The following is an 18,235-nucleotide window of genomic DNA, read 5'->3' on the forward strand; positions in this document are numbered from 1 at the left end:
ATATAAATAGAATTAGGGTATATTCTTAATTATGGGCTTTTACTAAAAGCGCAAAAAAAGAATAGCCATACCAGTGTGACCCAGTATGGCTATAAAAATAGGCGGGGAAGTGCCTCTCAGATATAGATCATGTCGAGTAATTAACTTGACATCAATGACCTATACCTATCGAGTTATTTATGGTGAGTAAGTCGGTAGCGGGTATTACCCCGCTACCGACTTACTCACCATAAATCTACTTAGTTGCCCAAGTAGCCTACTAACAGGGGAAGCAGTTTTAAAATAGTCAGTAGTATTTGTGATACTACAACCATAAACTGCCTATCCACCTTCAGAGAGAACTCAATTTTCAGCTTCATCTGTTTAAGGATTAGGTATGCTTATACATACACCTCCCTACAACCTACTCTATCTCTTTATGTGATCAAATGCTATTGAGTATTTCAAAAACATAAATTTTTCCAACAAGTTCCAAATATATCATTTTATAACAAAATTGAAAGTTGAAAAGATTTCATAAAATGTATTTTCTCACGTGTAAAAATAAAAGAGCAAATCACAGTATCGGACTAAGGAATAGATAATCCTGAACAATAATGATTGTCTAACCATAAATAGCTATCATTTACACCGTAAGAAAATAATACTGATAAATGGAAAACCTAGATCTCCAGATCATGGCCGACGGTAAGGGATACCTTGATCGGGAATGCCCATCCGCCGAATGCGGCTTCAAATTTAAGGTGCTACTTGCAGATTGGACAGGAAAGCTGAAGGATCAGGAAGTACACTGCCCACAGTGCGGCCATACTTCAGCTTACGGGAACTGGTTCACCACCGAGCAGGTAGAGGAGATCAGAGATAGGGCCATGCAACGCCTTGCCAGCATGGTTAGGCAATCCCTAGCGGGGGCAGCCGCTGATTTCAACAGGAGGCAATACAACAACCCCTTTGTTAAAATGTCCATTTCTGTCCGAGGGCCATCTGCGACTTTCCTGCTGCCCATCCCAGCAATGGAAGAGATGCAGCAAGTGATAGCCCGCACCGAGTGTGCCACCAGTTACGCTGTCGTGGGCAGCGCATTCTTCTGCCCTTGCTGTGGGCACAATTCCGCGGAAGAGACGTTCGATAACTCCCTCGCCAATATCGTTGGTATGGTAAGGAATCTTTCGATCATAAAAGAGGCGGTGTCAGCCGTGAGCACCGACGAGGCCGAGAACACCTGCCGCTCCCTGCTGGAGAAAGGGCTGTCAGACTGCGTGGTCACCATGCAGAGATTCTGCGAGGTGACGTACGCTGGGTTATCTAATGCAAAGAAGGCTCCTTTCAACGCTTTCCAGAAGCTGGACGTGGGCGGGGATCTGTGGAGAGAGGTGTTCGGCACCTCGTACTCGGATTGGTTAGAGGAGCATGAGATTGAGAGGCTTACCGTGTTCTTCCAAAGGAGGCACCTCTTACAGCATACCGAAGGTATGGTGGACGAGAAGTATATCTCCAAGACGGGTGACAACACCTATCGGGAAGGGCAAAGGATCGTCGTGCGGGAAAACGATGTGCTAGAGCTATTAGGTTATATAAAGACCATCAAGGAACGAATCGTTCGTCAATTGTGAATTCAATATAATTAAGAAAATATGGCAACTATTTGCAGATTTTAATAGAAAATGCCTTTGCAAATTCTCTCATATTTATTTAATAACAAGCATTTATATCATATTTGTTATCTAAAAAATACTTCCAATCGGCAACGAACAAATCGAAGGGTGAGGCCGTTTAATACCGTGCAGAACAAAAGAATCTCATGGACATGATCAACAAATAGTACTCCGCGCACTTTCGATGGCCGCACCAATCACGGAGTAATAGTGCTTCCTTGGGCTTGCTGGCAAGTACCACGCGCTTTCCATATATTTGGAGAGATAAGTGATGCTGGTTTACAAATGAAGAAAAGCAAGGAACAGGAAGGCCAATGTGCGCTATGCGGTGAGGTCAGGAAGCTGTCTTTTGAGCACGTTCCTCCTCAATCTGCGTTCAACGACAAGCCCATCCTGATGCAGAGCCACGAGCACTTATTTGACGATAAGAGCTATCTGTACGGTAAGAAAAAGAAAAGCCCAAAGGGATTTGGGGGGTATACCCTCTGCGTGCAGTGTAATAACAACACTGGGGATTGGTACGCAAGGGATTTCGCGGATTTTGCCCAACAGGGGATGGCAATCATAAAAAGCTATGAAAGGCTTCAGTACACAATCCGCGGCACGTACCACATCAAACCACTTAACGTCATCAAGCAGATACTCACTATGTTCATGTCAGCGGACAAGGGTGGTCACCTACGATCCCAGAAGGATCTGGTTAGTTTCATCCTTGATAGGGATAGCAAGGCACTTCCCGAGAGGTATAAGGTTTTCCTGTATTCCACCCTGTCACCAATAAAGAGAATGATGGGATACTCTGCTGTTTACACTCCAGAACATGGTGTGCAGAAATGGTCAGAGATCAACTTCCAGCCATTTGGGTATCTTCTTGCCGAAGAATCCGCCGCCGCGCATGAACATATGTGTAACATCAGCAGCTTCGGAAACTTCGCTTACAATGAAAAGCGCACAGTAAAAATAACAACCGCATTCCTGAACGTGGAATCGCCATGGATCGGTGATTACAAATAAAGGCAACCAGCAGGTTGATAATGCTCCGTGAAATACTCACGCTGGGATTTGAAACAAAATAAAGGAACATGAACCAAGTGCCGCGCATCAATATTCCCTTCGAGCAGTTGAAATCGATTGTTTTGGACACTCTTGAACGGTTTGAAGGCTCTTTTGAGTTCAAGAACTTATGCAATATGATCGGGGCGACAGCGGTTCAGAAAGGGTTGGTATCAAACCCCCATCCCACCCATTACCAAACCTTTTATTTCCCTTTGCAAAGAGAGGATGAGAATCTTGTCCGCGAGATAATCTGGAACCTAATCGTCGAGCGGGTAGTCACGATCGGAGACTACCACAATGACTCATGGCCGTGGCTCAGCCTGACCGACTACGGTAAAACCGTTATCGGGTCTTTGCAGCCAACACCACACGATCCTTCAGGTTATATGGATCGGCTGAAAAGAGAAGTGCCCGAACTTGACGGTATCATCGAAACCTACCTGTCGGAGAGTATTAGGACTTACAGCATCAACCAGCTTCTCTCTTCGACCATAACACTGGGGTGCGCCTCCGAGAAGGCGTTGTTGCTTCTGATCGATACCTACGCGGAAACTTTCAGGAACGGGCAAGCAGGCCAGCGGTTCGGGAAAAGAGTTGAGGGGAAATTCATCAAAACCCAATATGAGGAGTTTGACAAGGATTTCAAGCGTCACCTCGGCCAGTTACCATATGAACTGAGGGATGGCTACACCAATACTTTGTTGGGAGTGTTCGAGATGATCCGAAGGAACCGCAACTCCGCAGGGCACCCCACTGGTAAACAGATCGACAAGGATACGCTTTTTGCCAACCTTCAAGTATTCATTCCATACTGCAAGTATATTTATGATTTGAAGGAGTATCTGGAGGAATCCTCCCATGATTGAGTCGCAGCACCAGCAATATAAATTTAACTATGCAGTGGCTGATCGTCAATTTGTCGCTATTGTTCTAGGGGGCACCGATCTTGACAGCTCGTTACCGTAAGGCCGATCCCCGCTTTCTCCAGTAACCGCACCCATGTGCTGTAATCATTTTTGCTCTCCGAGTACCGCTTCAGCAGCACGGAAATGGAGCAGTGAATCAGGTTTTGGATGCTCGTTTCAGTGGCCGTTTGGTTGTCTAGTTTCTAAATAGCTAAAGAAGAACCAAGGGATTGGAGCCAAGGCATCGTATTTTCACCATTCCGCCATGAGTATTAACACCTGATAACTTAATCCAAAGCGGTTCCCTGCCGTATATTATTGGGGTATAGCAGTAACGCACAATGCTGGCTTTCAAAATGTTGCCTGATGGGAGAGGTATTGATCATTGACGACGACGAGGCAAGTATCTTCCTGACCAAACGCATCCTGAAAGGGCTGGGTTTGGCTGAGCAAGTCCATTACGCGGGCAACGGGAAGAAGGGGCTGGAGTTGATTGGAAAGGAAGCCGACCAGCTTATCCCCGATCTGATCCTGCTGGACATCAACATGCCCGTGATGGATGGGTTCGGGTTCTTACAGGAGCTGGGGAAGCTGGGCTTCTACGACATGAGCGGCACAAGGATCGTCATGCTCAGCAGCACGGAAGACCCAAGGGAGATTGAGAGGGCCAAAAGCCATGGGGTGACGGCGTTCATCCCCAAGCCCCTGACGAGGGAGAAACTGCTTGCCGTCCTGGGTTAAGCAAAGCGGCGCGCCAAGATCCCTTCGGAAGCGTCAGTGTCTCCATTTACGTGTAGACTTTATTCTGGACGTGATTACAGCTTAGGCGACCTCGGCTCGAAGACCCAGAGCCATTGCCACCTTTTCCGAGAACCTTTTTGCATTCACCCAACGGGAATGCCATTTTTATGGGGAGATGATACGCTTGGCTCGAAAAGGCAGCGTAGGTTCACCTACACTTTGCCTTGTGGATACGTCGAATTGGAAATCAATTTTCATAAAAGGTCTGTTTCACATCATAGATAACAGGTATATTGCGGAAGATAAGCGGGTCATTCATTTACAAGGCTAATGGGAGAATTTAAAAGGCAAGCGGCGGAGAACAAGAGGCTGTCCGAGCTGAACGAGGAGCTGGAGAACTATTTCAACAACACCATCATCCCCCAGCTTTTCGTGGACGCCGACCTGATCCTGCGCAAGTACACCCCTGCCGCCATGAGGCAGTTCAGCCTCAGGGAAAGTGACATCGGCAGGCATATAGCCGATGTCTCCAACAACATCCGTTTCCCTACCATCATAGAGAACATTCATGAGGTGATCGGCACCCAGCAAAGTCTGGAGAAGGAGATCCAGACCGCGGACAAGGTATGGTACCAGATGAACATCCTGCCTTACCTCGTCAGGAAGGAGAACAGGACGAACGGTGTCATCATCACCTTCGTGGACATCAATGACCGTATCCTTACCCTGCAAGGGTATGAGAGCCTTAACAAGAGCTACAGGACGGCCATCTATACCATTGCGCACGACGTGAGGGGGCCGCTCGCCAATATGGGCAACCTGATCAACATGTTGGTAGAAAAGCCCGCCAGTGAGGAAGACACACAGGAGGTATTGGGTCTGTTGGCTAGGTCTGTGGAGCACCTCCAAAAAACGGTGAAGGAACTCACGGAGATAGGTGAAAACGACCATGACTTCGGCACCGCCGCCACGAGGGTGAACTTCGAGAATCTGATAGAGGATGCCATGCTTGCCCTCAAGGACATGATACAGGCATCAGGCGCAAGGATCAGGAAAGAGGTAAACCAATCAGAGGTGAACCTGTCCAGAAAGAACGCAAGGAGCATCGTCTACAACCTGCTCAGCAACGCCATCAAGTACAGGTCGCCAGACAGGCCACCTGAGGTGCTCATCAGCACGGAGCGGGTGGGGGATTCCATCCTGCTCTCGGTAAGGGATAACGGCAGGGGGATCGAGGAAGACAAGAAGTCCATGATCTTCGACCGCTACACCAGATTGCAGGATGACGTGGAGGGTTCAGGGGTTGGGTTGTACATCGTAAGAAACTTGGTGGAAGAGATGGAAGGCCAGATCCAAGTGGAGAGCACCGTCGGAGTAGGGTCTGAATTCAAGGTATACCTCAAAGGTTGAATAGCCTTGAGTCTGCTGCTGTACCTACGGCATATCAAAGCCCTTCAAACGAAAACATCGTTACTCGGGCGGAGGAAACCTCTCCTATATTTCAGGTGCTGTGCAACCAAGCAGCGTGACTGAAGGCATGAACGCACTTTGCCGATCATTAAATTACACAAGAGTGCTTCGCAAGTGGAACTGACGCGGCTCCAGAGGGGGAACCATACCCACAGGTGGTTATGCAAGTCTAGCTTTTCTGTTGCTGATTCTCCAGCTCTTTCAGCCGTTCGATCACCTTTTCCCGAATCGGTGCGCCCTCGGCTTCGTAAGCTTGGTTTGAGAGCTGTATTAAGTTCAAGTAGTAAAGGCACTGCTTAGCCTCTTGGTGTGTCAACCTGCTGATGTCAATCTCCCTGAAATATTCCAATAAAAAAGCCATATCCCAAGTGTACGACATTTAGCTGTCGTAGTATCGTGGAAAATACTGAAAAATGGAAAGGTAAACACAAACAAGGAAGGGTCGGGGAAACCTAATCCTGTCCAATACTGCTGGCATCAACCCACCGTATTAAATATAATGGGAGAGATTAGTGATGCTGGTATGGCATAGGTTCGTTTATGAAGGAAAACAAGGATCGGGAAGGCGTATGTGCGTTATACTGTGAGGTGCGCGAACTATCTTTTGAGCACGATTCCCCGCAATCTGTTCAAGTACTAAAAAAGGCTACCTTAAGCGGGTAGCCTTTTTTGCTATTCTTTTTCAAAGTGGTGCTGGAGAGAGGACAGAAGCTTCTCTGGTGACTTATCCTTGTACCGCTGAAGCTCGCGTAGACTGGAGCTGCCTAGCATACCGAGAATCAGATTGTCCTCCAACTTCCCCGCGTATCGGTTCACGAAGCCACGGCGACTTGAGTGGCTGGAGAAGCACTTGAAGTACGGTTTAGTTGTTTCGTATGCCTTCGAGAATTTATAGCGGTTAAAGGTCACGTCAGGTTTCACAATCTCGTAGTGGGCGAAGAACCGCTTCAGCAGCTCCTTCATATCTCTGTTGTAATCCTGTGCCACGAAGTAGTTCATCTTGCCCTCGTATTCCTTTAATATTTTCTTGATCCGACCCTGCTTGTCTATAAAGAAAGGAATCTGATATTTCTTTTTCTTTTTCTCGGCGACTCGCTTGTCCTGTTTTTTTGGTTGACCGACCAGCACACCATCGATCTCTTTCCAAGCGGAAGCCTTCATATCACTAAAGCGGAAGCCGCATAGATTCTGGAACACGATGTGGTCGATCAGCCGCTGCTTCGCCTCAGTCAACAGAGGACGGTACTCATAGTAGAGCTTGTCAATCTCCTCGTCAGTTAGGTACACCACTGGCGGCTCGTCCTCTAGGATCTTCCACTTTTTGAAGGCGGGGTTAACATCGACTTTATATTCGTCACGAATGTGACGTAGGAAGGTCTTCAGCCGCTTTACGGCGGTGCCGAACGTGCCATTATAGTAGTCCTTCGTGTTCAATAAGTAGTCGCCGTAGGCGATGTAGAAGTTGTTGTTCATTTGGCTGAAGAGGAGCGGGGTCTTCGTATCTGTTGAGAACTCCAGAAGAGTCTTCGACCACGTCTTGATCTGGTTCACCTGTGTCGACCCGTTCGTGGTGAACTTGATATGGTATGACTCTAGGTGCTTCCTGAACAACATCTCCTCCTCACTGATGTCGACGAGTCCTTCGGACTTCAGGCGGTTCAGCTCGGCATCGACTTCGGCTAGGGATTTGGTCAACTCTTGCTTCTTCTCCACCGCGTCGAAGAACTCAATCTTGGATAGCATCTCCAGACCCTTTGTTCCGACCCTGTTAAGTTCTTTTATTTTTGCTTCGTTCTCCCTTTTCTCTTTTTCCTCCTCAACAAGCTGATGGTATTTTTCCTTCACCAGCTCGCGGGTGGGTGTCTTGAAGCAGTCGGCGGCTTGGTGGACTAGATCCTGAATTTTGCGAATTTTCGCGTTCACCGCCGAGGCATTCGGGCGGTTGCTGATCACCTCCTCGTTTTTCTTATCCCAATCGTCGGCTGGTACTGAGTAACCGATTGCGAAGAGTTGTTTTAGACCGTCATAGGTGTAGCAGACGGACACGGGAGCGACACCCGCCTTGTTCACCTTCTGGATGATCGCCTTGACGGTGTATTTCTTGTTCATAGTTAAATAGTTAGCTTGTGGAATTCTTACTCCACAAAGGTAAAAACCTTACGCCAAAATGCCTAGGAGCTTACGCCAAAAATTTGAGAAATCATCGTTTAAACGCTAAAAAACGGGGTTTTGAATATGATGTAAATCCAAACGGGATCACAAAATTGTTTAGAAGCGCCTGTAAATCATTGATTTACAGGCGCTTTTTTATTGAGACAAGTTATAGGTCTTGATTGTAGTACCTAGCTTTCCATTTCATAGCAGATAGCCAATTCAAAGATTGATCAAGTTTGGAGCGATCATTCTAACAACTACTCAGTTGGGTGTATATCTTCTTGGATTAATAAAAATCTCCCTAAGACTCTCGAATCAAATATTTAACTTGGAGGACAAATAGCCTTTCTCCAGGTAAAATCCTATGTTTAATAAGCAATCTCTCTCAGAAAGAGACATTTGTACCAAATTCATTACCCCAGCCTTAGTAGCCGCCGGGTGGGATATTCAGAAACAGGTACGGGAAGAATGGTCGTTCACCGATGGCCGAATCATTGTAAGGGGCCAGAAGTACACCAGAGGCAAACAGAAACGGGCCGACTATGTGCTCATTTATAAATCTACGCTGCTGGCCATCATTGAGGCAAAGGAGAATAACCATTCTGTGGGCGCGGGCATGCAGCAAGCCAAAGACTATGCGGCTATTCTGGATATTCCGTTTGTCTATAGCTCCAATGGTGATGCCTTTCTGGAATTTGACTCCACAAAAGAAGAAGGGCAGGTAGAGACAGAGATTCCTTTGAGTGGCTTTCCGTCACCGGAAGAACTCTGGCAGCGGTATGCGGCCTTTAAAGGATTAAGCCAGCCGCAGCAAGAGATTGTTAAAGAAGAAAACCATAAAGACGAAACGGGCCTAGCCCCGCGCTACTATCAGCAGATAGCCATTAACCGCACCATTGAAGCCGTGGCCCGAGGAGAGAAACGCCTCTTGTTGGTGATGGCCACTGGCACGGGCAAAACCTATACAGCTTTTCAAATTATCTGGCGGCTCTGGAAAGCTAAGACCGTAAAGCGGGTTTTGTACCTGGCTGACCGCAATATTCTGGTGGACCAGACCAAGACTGGCGACTTCCGGCCGTTTGGGTCAGACATTATGACCAAGATCCAGAACCGCGAGGTGGATAAGTCTTACCAGATTTACTTTGCACTGTACCAAGGGCTCACAGGCTCAGAGGAAGAGAAAAATGTATTCAAGCAATTCTCCCGTGACTTCTTTGACCTGGTGGTAGTTGATGAGTGCCACCGTGGCAGTGCCAAGGAAGAGTCTGCCTGGCGTGAGGTGTTGACGTATTTTGATTCGGCGGTCCATTTGGGCATGACGGCCACGCCCAAGGAAACGAAGGATACCTCCAACATCACGTACTTCGGGGAACCCATTTATACCTACTCTTTAAAGCAAGGCATTGAAGACGGCTTCTTGGCTCCTTACAAAGTAGTGCGCCTAAGCCTGAACGTAGATGACGGCTACCGTCCCGAGAAAGGAAAAGTAGACAAGTACGGCCACGAGGTAGAAGACCGCATCTACAACACCAAAGACTTTGACCGCACCTTGGTCATAGATGAGCGTACCAAGGTAGCCGCCAGAAAGATTTCTGAGTACCTCAAACTCACCAACCGTATGGCCAAAACCATTGTGTTTTGCGTGGACACCGAACATGCCGAGCGCATGCGGCAAGCCTTGGTGAACGAGAACAGTGACATGCTGAAGCAGTACCCCAACTACGTGGTACGCATTACCGGCGATGACGACATAGGCAAGAAAGAGCTGTATAACTTTTCCTCAGTGGTAGAGGAGCAGCCCGTGATTGCCACCACCTCTAAGTTGCTCACCACTGGCGTTGACACCAAAATGGTGAAAGTGATTGCTCTGGAGGCAGGTATTCAATCCATGACAGAGTTCAAGCAGATTATTGGCCGGGGTACCCGCCTACGGGAAGACGACGGAAAGGTGTATTTCACTATCATGGACTTCCGGAAGGTAACTAACCTATTTGCCGACCCTGACTTTGACGGCGACCCCGTGGTAATTTATGAACCCAAAGATGACGAACCCATTGTACCACCTAACCCGCCAGAAGGAGGAGAAGATGATGAATTTACGGGTGGGAAACCTATACCCGGAGAAGACGAAGATGGAACAGATGTCCCTCCTCTGACGCCACCCACCATTGACCCAGGTACAGGCAAACCTAGAAAATACTACCTCAATGATGTAGCCGTGACGGTGGCTAATGAACGGGTGCAGTATTACGGCGCAGACGGCAAATTAATCACAGAGTCTCTAAAAGACTACTCACGCAATAAGCTATTGCTTGAATATGCTTCTCTAGATGATTTTCTGCAGAAGTGGAATGAAAGCGAGCGCAAAGAAGCCATTATCAATGAATTAACCGAGAAAGGCGTATTGTTTGAGGAACTGCAACAGGAGATAGGCAAAGACTTGGACGCCTTTGACTTGATTGTCCATATTGCCTTTGATAAACCGCCTCTCACCCGCAAAGAACGCGCTGAAGAAGTGAAGAAACGCAACTACTTTGAGAAGTACGGCGCAGGTGCCAAAGAAGTACTGCAGACGCTGTTGGAGAAATACGCCGATGAAGGCATCAGTTCTATTGAAACCACGGCGGTGCTTAACGTGAAGCCACTCAATCAACTGGGCACGCCCATGGAGATTGTAAAACGGTTCGGGAAGAAGGCAGACTTTGAGAAAGCGGTGCAGGAATTGGAGCAGGAGTTGTATAAAACAGCATAGCAATGGCAGAAATAACCGAACATGACCTGCAGAAGCAATATTTGGCTTTAATGAAAGACACCAATTTAGACAGATTGGAACTTGAGCTGAATGAGCCAAATATATTCTCTATTTTGGCCATAGACAACATGGAAATAAGGCACTCCAACTTTTTAGCGTGGCTCTTAAATCCAAAAGAAAGCCATGGCTTGAATGACCTTTTCTTAAAGAGATTCTTGCGAGAAATCTTTTTTGACAAGAAAATTAAAAATGTAACTCCGCTGGATGCTGAAATGTTAGATTACCGGAAGGTAGAAATTAGAAGGGAATGGCATCATATTGACCTTTTAATTTCTTTCCCAAACCTTGTCATCTGTCTTGAAAATAAGGTCTGGTCAAAGGACAATGGTAAACAGCTTACGGAATACAAAAATATCATACAAGCAGCGTTTCCTGAACCAACTTATAGGCAGGTATACCTTTACCTCACACCTTATGGAGAAACAAGTTCACATGAAACAGACATTTATTCATTTATCACCTATAGAAATATTATTACTATTCTAGATAGAATATTAAATATATACCAAGATTTGATTTCGACACAAGCAAAGATTTACATTAACGACTACATAAAATCTTTAAAACGAAATATTATGGGCAATGATAAAGCCAATGAAATGGCAAGGGATATTTATCGGAACCACAAGAAGTTGATAGATTATATTTTTGCAAATAGACCCAATGCTGCCGAGGAATATGCAGAAGTCGCTAATGAGGTAGTTAAAGCTGAAGGATTTTTATTAGGCTCTGAACAACCCAACTTTGTCAGATTCTTACCAGCATCAATAAGTGAATTTATACCTAAATACTCTAAACCTAATGGTTGGACTAACGCAGAAGGCCTACTTTTTGAAATACATTTTAGAGATAGAGATGTACTTTTAAAGCTCACAGCCTCACCAAGTATTGAACCCTTCAAAGCCAAAGTCAAAGAGTTATTACTTCCTGCGCTATCAGGTAAAAAATATCCATGGGAAGGGTATTATGTATTATTTGAACAAAGAGAAGTTATAAATTATAAAGACACTAAATTAGATAGACTTAGTGTAGAAAGAGATATTAAGTCCCTTTTACAGAAACTGAAACCTACAATAGATGCAGTTGAAGAAATATTACTTGCCCACAAAGACGAGTTAATCGCCCTCAAACAACAAGTAGAAAATAAATAAGTACGCTTACCAAACTTTACCAATGAGTAACCTTTCCGGTGTTATCAAATCCATCAGAGACATCATGCGCCAGGATGCGGGCGTGGACGGAGACGCGCAGCGGATTTCGCAGATGGTCTGGATGCTTTTCTTAAAAGTGTTCAGTGACAAAGAAGAAGAATGGGAACTGACCATAGAGAACTATAAATCACCTATTCCGGCGCATTTGCAGTGGAGCCAGTGGGCGGCCAATGAAGAAGGCATGACCGGCGAGGAGCTGTTGCAGTTTGTGAACAATGAGCTGTTTGAGACGCTCAAGAACCTGGAGGTATCGCCCAAGGCAGACCCGCAGGGCTGGATTGTGAAGCAGGTGTTTGAAGACACCTACAACTACATGAAAAGCGGCACGCTCATCAGGCAGGTCATCAACAAAATCAATCAGATAGACTTCAACTCGTCCAGTGACCGGCATTTGTTCAATGACATTTATGAGAACATGCTCAAGGAACTGCAAAGCGCGGGCTCATCTGGGGAGTATTACACGCCCAGGGCGGTCACGCAGTTTATGGTAGACATGACCGCGCCGCAGATGGGCGAAACCGTGCTGGACCCTGCCTGCGGAACGGGTGGTTTTCTCACCTGCGCCATTGAGCACGTGCGCGCGCAACTGAGCAACCCCAGTGACATCCAGACCTTGCAAAGCAGCTTTCAGGGGGTAGAGAAAAAGCCGCTGCCGCACATGCTGGCCACCACCAACCTCATGCTGCATGGCATGGATGTGCCCGTGATTCGGCATGACAACCTGTTGGTGCGCCCCTATGACAGCTGGACCGGCAAAGACCAGGTGGACATTATCCTGAGCAATCCACCGTTTGGAGGCACCGAGGAAGACGGCACCGATGCCAATTTTCCGCCTAAGTTCAAGACCAAAGAAACCGCCGATCTGTTCATGGCCCTCATCATGCGGTTGCTCAAGTCCAACGGCCGCGCGGCGGTGGTGTTGCCAGACGGTACGCTGTTCGGGGAGGGTGTGAAAACCCGCATCAAGGAAGAGCTGCTGAGCAAGTGCAACCTGCATACCATTGTGCGCCTGCCCAACGGCGTGTTCAACCCGTATACCAGCATTAAAACCAACCTGCTGTTCTTCACCAAGGGCCAGCCTACCAAAGAGGTGTGGTATTTTGAGCACCCGTACCCGGCGGGGCAGAAAAGCTACAACAAAGGCAAGCCCATCAACATCAAAGAGTTTGACCTGGAGAAAGCCTGGTGGCACCACCGCGAGGAGAATGCCCACGCCTGGCGCGTGTCTGTAGAGGACATTGCCGCCCGAAACTACAACCTGGACATCAAGAACCCGCACGCGCCGGAGCATGACCTGGGCGACCCCGCCGATTTGCTGGAAAAACTACAGGCCACGGCGCAGCGCGTAAAGGCGCTTCAGGCCGACATTGTGCACGCATTGGAAGAATCTTTACTCGCCTAAGCCCGCATGGTACTACTGGAGCAATTTGAACAACTCACCGGGCACCCCAAGAACGCCGCCAAACTCAAAGAGCTGGTGCTGCAATTGGCCGTGCAAGGCAAACTCACCGAAGCCTGGCGAAACCAACACCCAAACGTAGAACCCGCCTCAGAACTTCTGAAACGTGTTTTGGCTGAAAAAGCTAAGTTGGTCAAAGGGAAGAAATTTAAAACCACCAACTCAATTTCTATTTCAGTTGAAGACGAGAAGTACAATATGCCTACTTCTTGGGCTTCTTGTATGTTGGATGAACTAGGAATTGTAAATCCACGAAATCAAGTAGATGATGACACTCGGGTATCATTTATTCCTATGACTTTAGTCTCAGAAAAGTATGGAATAACACCTGTTTTTGAGGAACGAAGTTGGAAAGAAGTAAAAAGTGGATTTACACATGTAGCTGAAAATGATGTCGCGTTAGCCAAAATAACTCCCTGTTTTGAAAATTCTAAAGCTGGGGTTTTCAAAGGACTCATTAATGGCTTTGGGGCCGCTACAACTGAACTTCATGTTTTTAGGTCGATTTCAAAGGAAGTCTTGCCCGAGTACATTTACATTCTCTTTAAAAGTCCGAAGTTTTTGGAGGATGGAAAGCTAAATATGCGTGGGGCGGCTGGTCAGAAAAGAGTACCAACCGAATTTGTAAAATGTTATCCCGTTCCTCTTCCGCCGTTAGCAGAGCAGGAGGCCATTGTGGCGCGGGTAGAAGAGCTGATGCAGAAAATTGAGGAACTGGAAAAAGGTGCCCTTGAAAGAATACAGCTGCAAAAAAGCCTCGGCGAGGCCGCGTTACAGGCGCTTACTACCGCCCCGGCAGACGAACTGGAGCAGCAATGGCTTTTCCTGAAGGAGCATTTCCATCTTCTCTTCACCCAAGAGGCCAACGTGAAAAAGCTCCGCGAAGCCATTCTGCAACTGGCGGTGCAAGGCAAACTTACATCGGCGTGGCGCCAGCAAAACCCCACCGTGCAACCCGCCGCCCAACTCCTGCAACAGATTCAGGCCCAGAAAGCGCAACTGGTGAAGGAGAAGAAAATCAAGAAAGAGAAACCGCTAGAACCCATCGCAGAATCCGAAGTGCCCTATGTACTGCCGGAAGGTTGGGTTTGGTGTAGAATGAATGATATTTCACAATTTGAAAATGGTGATAGAAGTAGTAATTACCCTAGTGGTGTAGACATCAAAGCTGAGGGTATTCCATTTTTTAGTACTAAAAACATCAAGAATAAGTTAGTGAATTTTTCTAATCTTGATTTTATTACGCCAGCAAAGTTTGAATCACTTAGAAGTGGAAAAGCTCAAGATAATGATATCCTTTTTGTTTTAAGAGGTTCAGTAGGGAAAGTCGGTTTATTTAAAGCAAATGAACAGTATAAAAAAGGCTTTATTAATGCTCAAATAATTATTATAAGAAACTATTTAAGTGAGATAGTGTCATATTGTATGACATATTTAACTTCTTCTTTATTCAGCGAGTTATTAATAGATAAATCTTCAGGAAGTGCCCAACAACAGCTTTCTGCTGGTAACTTAAAATTTATTTTATTCCCTTTGCCCCCGCTCGCAGAACAAGAAGCCATCGTGGCCAAAGTAGACCAGCTTATGCAGATGTGTGAGGCACTGGAGAACCAGCTAAAGCAGTCTAACCAGCAGTCTGAGGCCCTGATGCAGGCCGTGGTGCACGCCGCCTTGCAACCGCAGGAAGAACCGGTCTTGGAGGCGTAAACTTTTCTTTGGTTTTAGTTTACCCATGCCTTTTCCGTTTTGGGCCTGTTTTTCAGAAATCAGGCCCAAAACGGAAATATTTCCCCGGCATCGTTTCCTTCTTTCAGGCGGTTTTCTACCATCTCGCTATCTTCAATACCCGTAAATCCTTTATTTCAAAGTTCCCGTACATGGCACCGCTTTCACTGTTTCACAAACTAGAGCTGCATTATTTCTTCACAGATAACTCCCACACCATGGATGCCGCTGTCCGGAACAAGTGCGAGGCAGAATTATTAGCCGTAGCCAGTGAGATAGCCGCCATTCTGGGCATCAAAATAAAGCTGGAAACTGAGCCTTATAGAGAGGGCGGCTTAAAGGAGAAGTTCAGAATCATTACCAAAAACCGGTTTCTGTCTGGTATTCTGGCCTCCATTATAGGTGGGGTTATTACCGCGGTGGTGTCTCACCAACTCAATTCAGACACTGATCTAGACGAACTGCAAAAGCAGAAGCTGCGGCTTGAAATAAAGAAACTGGAACAGGAGGTGAATGAGTTTAACCGGGCCCATGCCACGCTAGAAGTGGCCAAAGCGGCAGAGACCCTCAGTAACTACAGCTATAAAATTGTCAAGCATAAATCTAATTTCTACAAGACCTTACAGCACTATTCAAAAGTAACCCACGTCTCCTTTACCAGACTGAATGAGCAGGATGAGGAAATAGGCCAGCCAAAGGTGCTCCAGAAGAAAGACTTCGGTCAGTTTATTTTAGATACAGATGAATTGCCCTCGGTACTGGATGAGCAGGCCCAGATTGAAATCATCTCGCCCGTGCTCAGCACCGGGCCCTACAAATGGAAAGGCTTTTACGCCGCCACCGGTGAACCCATAGATTTCTACATGAAAGACGAGGACTTCAAAAGAGACATCATCCAGAAGGCCGTCTCCTTCAGAAGCGGTAGCCGCATAGACTGCCGCTTAGAAGTAAAAAGAAAACTCTCTGAGACAGGGTTGGTCATCCATTCTTCCTACGCAGTTTTAACCGTACTCAGCGTACAAGACGGCCAGGCCACCGTTGAAACCCCGCAGGGCAAGAAGCTCAAAAAAGAGAAAGAGTTACTCAAGAACCAGCTGGCCTTGTTTTAAACCTTCATCCCATTAACCTCTTTTCTGTTTTGGGCTAGTTTTCTGAAAAACAGGCCCAAAACGCCCCTGAGATTTCTCTGTGCGCAGAGAACTGAGCAACCTTTTATGATGGCATTTGAATTCTTTTTGGGTGGCTACGGCCGAAGCAACTTTTGGGTGCGCCTGCAAGATGGTTACTTGCATTGCGCAGAAGGCATGGGGCCTTACGTAGAGCAGGAGAAAACTGTCTCCATCACAGACCGACCCGTCTGGCAAAATTTGGTGGTCTTTCTGGAGAACTGCCGCTGGAAGAAGAAGTATGTTGAGATGATCTGTGATGGCACCCAATGGGAGCTGAACTGGCAAACCCCGCAGCAAAAACTCAAAAGCTACGGGTCTAACCATTACCCCGCAGACTTTGACCAGTTTCTGATTTTACTCAATGCCTGCCTCCTAGAAGCAGGATTTACCATTAACCAGTAAAACGGTAGTTGCCGTGCGTTTAGAGCCTGTTTTTCAGAAAACAGGCTCTAAACGCAATTTAATTTCAATTACAAATTACCATGTCTCATCAACAAGAAGCAGACCTGCTAGAATATTTCAGACAATACAAACTCTTAGAAGAAAAGGGAGGTCCTGAACAGGACGGAGATCTATTTGAAGAAGTCCTTGCCAAAGAAGAAGAGATCCTGCAATCGTTTGGCTTACCGCCTGCTCTGAAGCACCTCAAGCTCCTGCACAAACTGGCTAACCGGAAATCTGTAACCGTTGCAGTTCTTCAGAAAACCATAGCCGCCCTACAGAAAGCCGCTGAGGCCCATCTGTCAGGTCCGGTCCTCACCGACCTGGAACTCCTGCAGAAAGCCAAAGAAGAAGAACTCAGCCCCTATGACATTCTGCCGGAACTAGGGATCATCACCCACACGTACCCGATCTTCTTGATGGAGGTGGCTCTGAATTTTGTTCATCCGCAGGCTATTCTGGATGAGTTCTACGCCCTTAAGCGATTAGACTGCTACGGAGAGTTGTATCAGCTAAAAAGCAAGCACCCCAAATCCTTTAAGCGCACCAAGCTCTACAAGCAACTAAAGCCTTACCTCAAGTTCATAGACCAATATGTGCGCTATAACCCAGATGAGCCTGTGTTTATAGAGGATTGGGTAGAGGAGGAGGTGCTGGATATAGCTGAAGGTCTGACTTATAAAGAAGACATGGCGAAACCCTATGACAGCGGCCCAGCCAGTCTCTTTGATGAGCCAGCACCGGCAAAAGCCCCCGCGGCTTGGAACCCAAAGTACACCGTACTCACCGACTCTGTAGTCATAGAAGAAATCATGTTCAGCCGAGATTCAGGGGTAACCGTCTCCGGTCATTTAGCGCAATACTACCGGCCCACCCGCCTGATGCTGGGCTTTGAGTTTGATCAGTTGCTGGAAGTCATTCAGGTTTATCGGGCAGATGGGCAAGATGTGCTGCTCTATTTTAACAAGAACCGCCAACAAGTAGCCGGAGATGAGCCTGTTATTTTGAACCTGAAAGATAAATTAGGAAAGGAATTATGCTTGGACCAACACTACTTCAAGATATACAAATCTGAGTCGCTGGACCGGGAAGGCAATGCTCTCCCTATGGAAGAGGAATTTTACATAGTGGAGGAAGTGCTTGAGAAAGCCAAACATGACCAACAAGAGGTTCAACAAGCCAAAGGAGAACTACATGGCCTCTTCCATCATGTAAGAAACCATTACTATACCTATCTTAACGACCTACGCAGCGGTATGAGTGACGCACAGGCACGCAAGGAGAATGGAATAGATGACTACGTGAAGTTTGAGTTGGCCCGATTGCTCTATACAATAGACAAGCACGGCGGGAAGATCGATTAAGTTTATTTGTCTGGTCTTTGTGCTAGGGTAAGGTTCTATACAAATAATATGCTGTTGTAGTTTTATGACCAGA

13 protein-coding genes are annotated in these 18,235 nt (G+C 46.8%); 12 read left to right on the forward strand and 1 reads right to left on the reverse strand.

Annotation, left to right across the window (positions count from 1 at the left end):
• The first annotated feature begins 653 nt into the window (after window positions 1-653).
• The 5 genes from EFA69_RS14635 to EFA69_RS14655 all read left to right on the forward strand — a co-directional run bounded on the left by EFA69_RS14635 (window position 654) and on the right by EFA69_RS14655 (window position 5,767).
• Complete coding sequence (locus EFA69_RS14635) at window positions 654-1,613, forward strand: hypothetical protein (protein ID WP_123133842.1); 960 nt, start codon at window positions 654-656, stop codon at window positions 1,611-1,613.
• A 327-nt stretch (window positions 1,614-1,940) separates the two neighbouring features.
• A complete protein-coding gene (locus EFA69_RS14640) occupies window positions 1,941-2,669 on the forward strand; it encodes a hypothetical protein (protein WP_123133843.1) in 729 nt (242 codons plus the stop codon).
• A gap of 68 nt (window positions 2,670-2,737) precedes the next feature.
• Window positions 2,738-3,577, forward strand: coding sequence for a hypothetical protein (locus tag EFA69_RS14645; protein ID WP_123133844.1), 840 nt, complete (start codon window positions 2,738-2,740; stop codon window positions 3,575-3,577).
• Between the two features lie 405 nt (window positions 3,578-3,982).
• Window positions 3,983-4,357 (forward strand): response regulator, encoded by a 375-nt coding sequence (locus EFA69_RS14650; RefSeq protein WP_123133845.1) that lies wholly within the window; start codon window positions 3,983-3,985, stop codon window positions 4,355-4,357.
• 330 nt (window positions 4,358-4,687) lie between these two features.
• Window positions 4,688-5,767: a sensor histidine kinase gene (locus tag EFA69_RS14655; protein ID WP_123133846.1), complete on the forward strand. Its 1,080-nt coding sequence runs from the start codon at window positions 4,688-4,690 to the stop codon at window positions 5,765-5,767.
• A 732-nt stretch (window positions 5,768-6,499) separates the two neighbouring features.
• On the opposite strand, the gene EFA69_RS14665 is transcribed toward EFA69_RS14655, so the two are convergent.
• Window positions 6,500-7,936, reverse strand: a complete 1,437-nt coding sequence (locus tag EFA69_RS14665) for a hypothetical protein (protein ID WP_123133848.1) — start codon at window positions 7,934-7,936, stop codon at window positions 6,500-6,502.
• Between the two features lie 409 nt (window positions 7,937-8,345).
• On the opposite strand from EFA69_RS14665, the gene hsdR reads away from it, so the two are divergent.
• The 7 genes from hsdR (at window position 8,346) to EFA69_RS14700 (ending at window position 18,162) form a co-directional block, all read left to right on the forward strand.
• The gene (hsdR, locus tag EFA69_RS14670) at window positions 8,346-10,733 is read left to right on the forward strand and encodes an EcoAI/FtnUII family type I restriction enzme subunit R (protein ID WP_123133849.1); all 2,388 of its coding nucleotides are present in this window, start codon (window positions 8,346-8,348) and stop codon (window positions 10,731-10,733) included.
• Window positions 10,734-10,735: 2 nt separating this feature from the next.
• The gene (locus EFA69_RS14675; protein ID WP_123133850.1) at window positions 10,736-11,944 is read left to right on the forward strand and encodes a PDDEXK-like family protein; all 1,209 of its coding nucleotides are present in this window, start codon (window positions 10,736-10,738) and stop codon (window positions 11,942-11,944) included.
• A 22-nt stretch (window positions 11,945-11,966) separates the two neighbouring features.
• A complete protein-coding gene (locus EFA69_RS14680; RefSeq protein ID WP_123133851.1) occupies window positions 11,967-13,406 on the forward strand; it encodes a type I restriction-modification system subunit M in 1,440 nt (479 codons plus the stop codon).
• A gap of 6 nt (window positions 13,407-13,412) precedes the next feature.
• Complete coding sequence (locus EFA69_RS14685; protein WP_123133852.1) at window positions 13,413-15,170, forward strand: restriction endonuclease subunit S; 1,758 nt, start codon at window positions 13,413-13,415, stop codon at window positions 15,168-15,170.
• Between the two features lie 170 nt (window positions 15,171-15,340).
• Window positions 15,341-16,297, forward strand: a complete 957-nt coding sequence (locus EFA69_RS14690) for a hypothetical protein (protein WP_123133853.1) — start codon at window positions 15,341-15,343, stop codon at window positions 16,295-16,297.
• Between the two features lie 105 nt (window positions 16,298-16,402).
• The gene (locus EFA69_RS14695) at window positions 16,403-16,759 is read left to right on the forward strand and encodes a hypothetical protein (protein ID WP_123133854.1); all 357 of its coding nucleotides are present in this window, start codon (window positions 16,403-16,405) and stop codon (window positions 16,757-16,759) included.
• An 80-nt stretch (window positions 16,760-16,839) separates the two neighbouring features.
• Window positions 16,840-18,162, forward strand: a complete 1,323-nt coding sequence (locus tag EFA69_RS14700; protein ID WP_123133855.1) for a hypothetical protein — start codon at window positions 16,840-16,842, stop codon at window positions 18,160-18,162.
• The last annotated feature ends 73 nt before the right edge of the window (window positions 18,163-18,235 follow it).

Source organism: Rufibacter immobilis (genome assembly GCF_003721565.1).
Lineage (GTDB): Bacteria > Bacteroidota > Bacteroidia > Cytophagales > Hymenobacteraceae > Nibribacter > Nibribacter immobilis.

Bases quoted from the DNA above. Each gene is read 5' to 3' on its own strand.
- EFA69_RS14635 (WP_123133842.1), top strand. From the start codon at position 654: ATGGAAAACCTAGATCTCCAGATCATGGCCGACGGTAAGGGATACCTT.
- EFA69_RS14640 (WP_123133843.1), top strand. From the start codon at position 1,941: ATGAAGAAAAGCAAGGAACAGGAAGGCCAATGTGCGCTATGCGGTGAG.
- EFA69_RS14645 (WP_123133844.1), top strand. From the start codon at position 2,738: ATGAACCAAGTGCCGCGCATCAATATTCCCTTCGAGCAGTTGAAATCG.
- EFA69_RS14650 (WP_123133845.1), top strand. From the start codon at position 3,983: ATGGGAGAGGTATTGATCATTGACGACGACGAGGCAAGTATCTTCCTG.
- EFA69_RS14655 (WP_123133846.1), top strand. From the start codon at position 4,688: ATGGGAGAATTTAAAAGGCAAGCGGCGGAGAACAAGAGGCTGTCCGAG.
- EFA69_RS14665 (WP_123133848.1), bottom strand. From the start codon at position 7,936: ATGAACAAGAAATACACCGTCAAGGCGATCATCCAGAAGGTGAACAAG.
- hsdR (WP_123133849.1), top strand. From the start codon at position 8,346: ATGTTTAATAAGCAATCTCTCTCAGAAAGAGACATTTGTACCAAATTC.
- EFA69_RS14675 (WP_123133850.1), top strand. From the start codon at position 10,736: ATGGCAGAAATAACCGAACATGACCTGCAGAAGCAATATTTGGCTTTA.
- EFA69_RS14680 (WP_123133851.1), top strand. From the start codon at position 11,967: ATGAGTAACCTTTCCGGTGTTATCAAATCCATCAGAGACATCATGCGC.
- EFA69_RS14685 (WP_123133852.1), top strand. From the start codon at position 13,413: ATGGTACTACTGGAGCAATTTGAACAACTCACCGGGCACCCCAAGAAC.
- EFA69_RS14690 (WP_123133853.1), top strand. From the start codon at position 15,341: ATGGCACCGCTTTCACTGTTTCACAAACTAGAGCTGCATTATTTCTTC.
- EFA69_RS14695 (WP_123133854.1), top strand. From the start codon at position 16,403: ATGATGGCATTTGAATTCTTTTTGGGTGGCTACGGCCGAAGCAACTTT.
- EFA69_RS14700 (WP_123133855.1), top strand. From the start codon at position 16,840: ATGTCTCATCAACAAGAAGCAGACCTGCTAGAATATTTCAGACAATAC.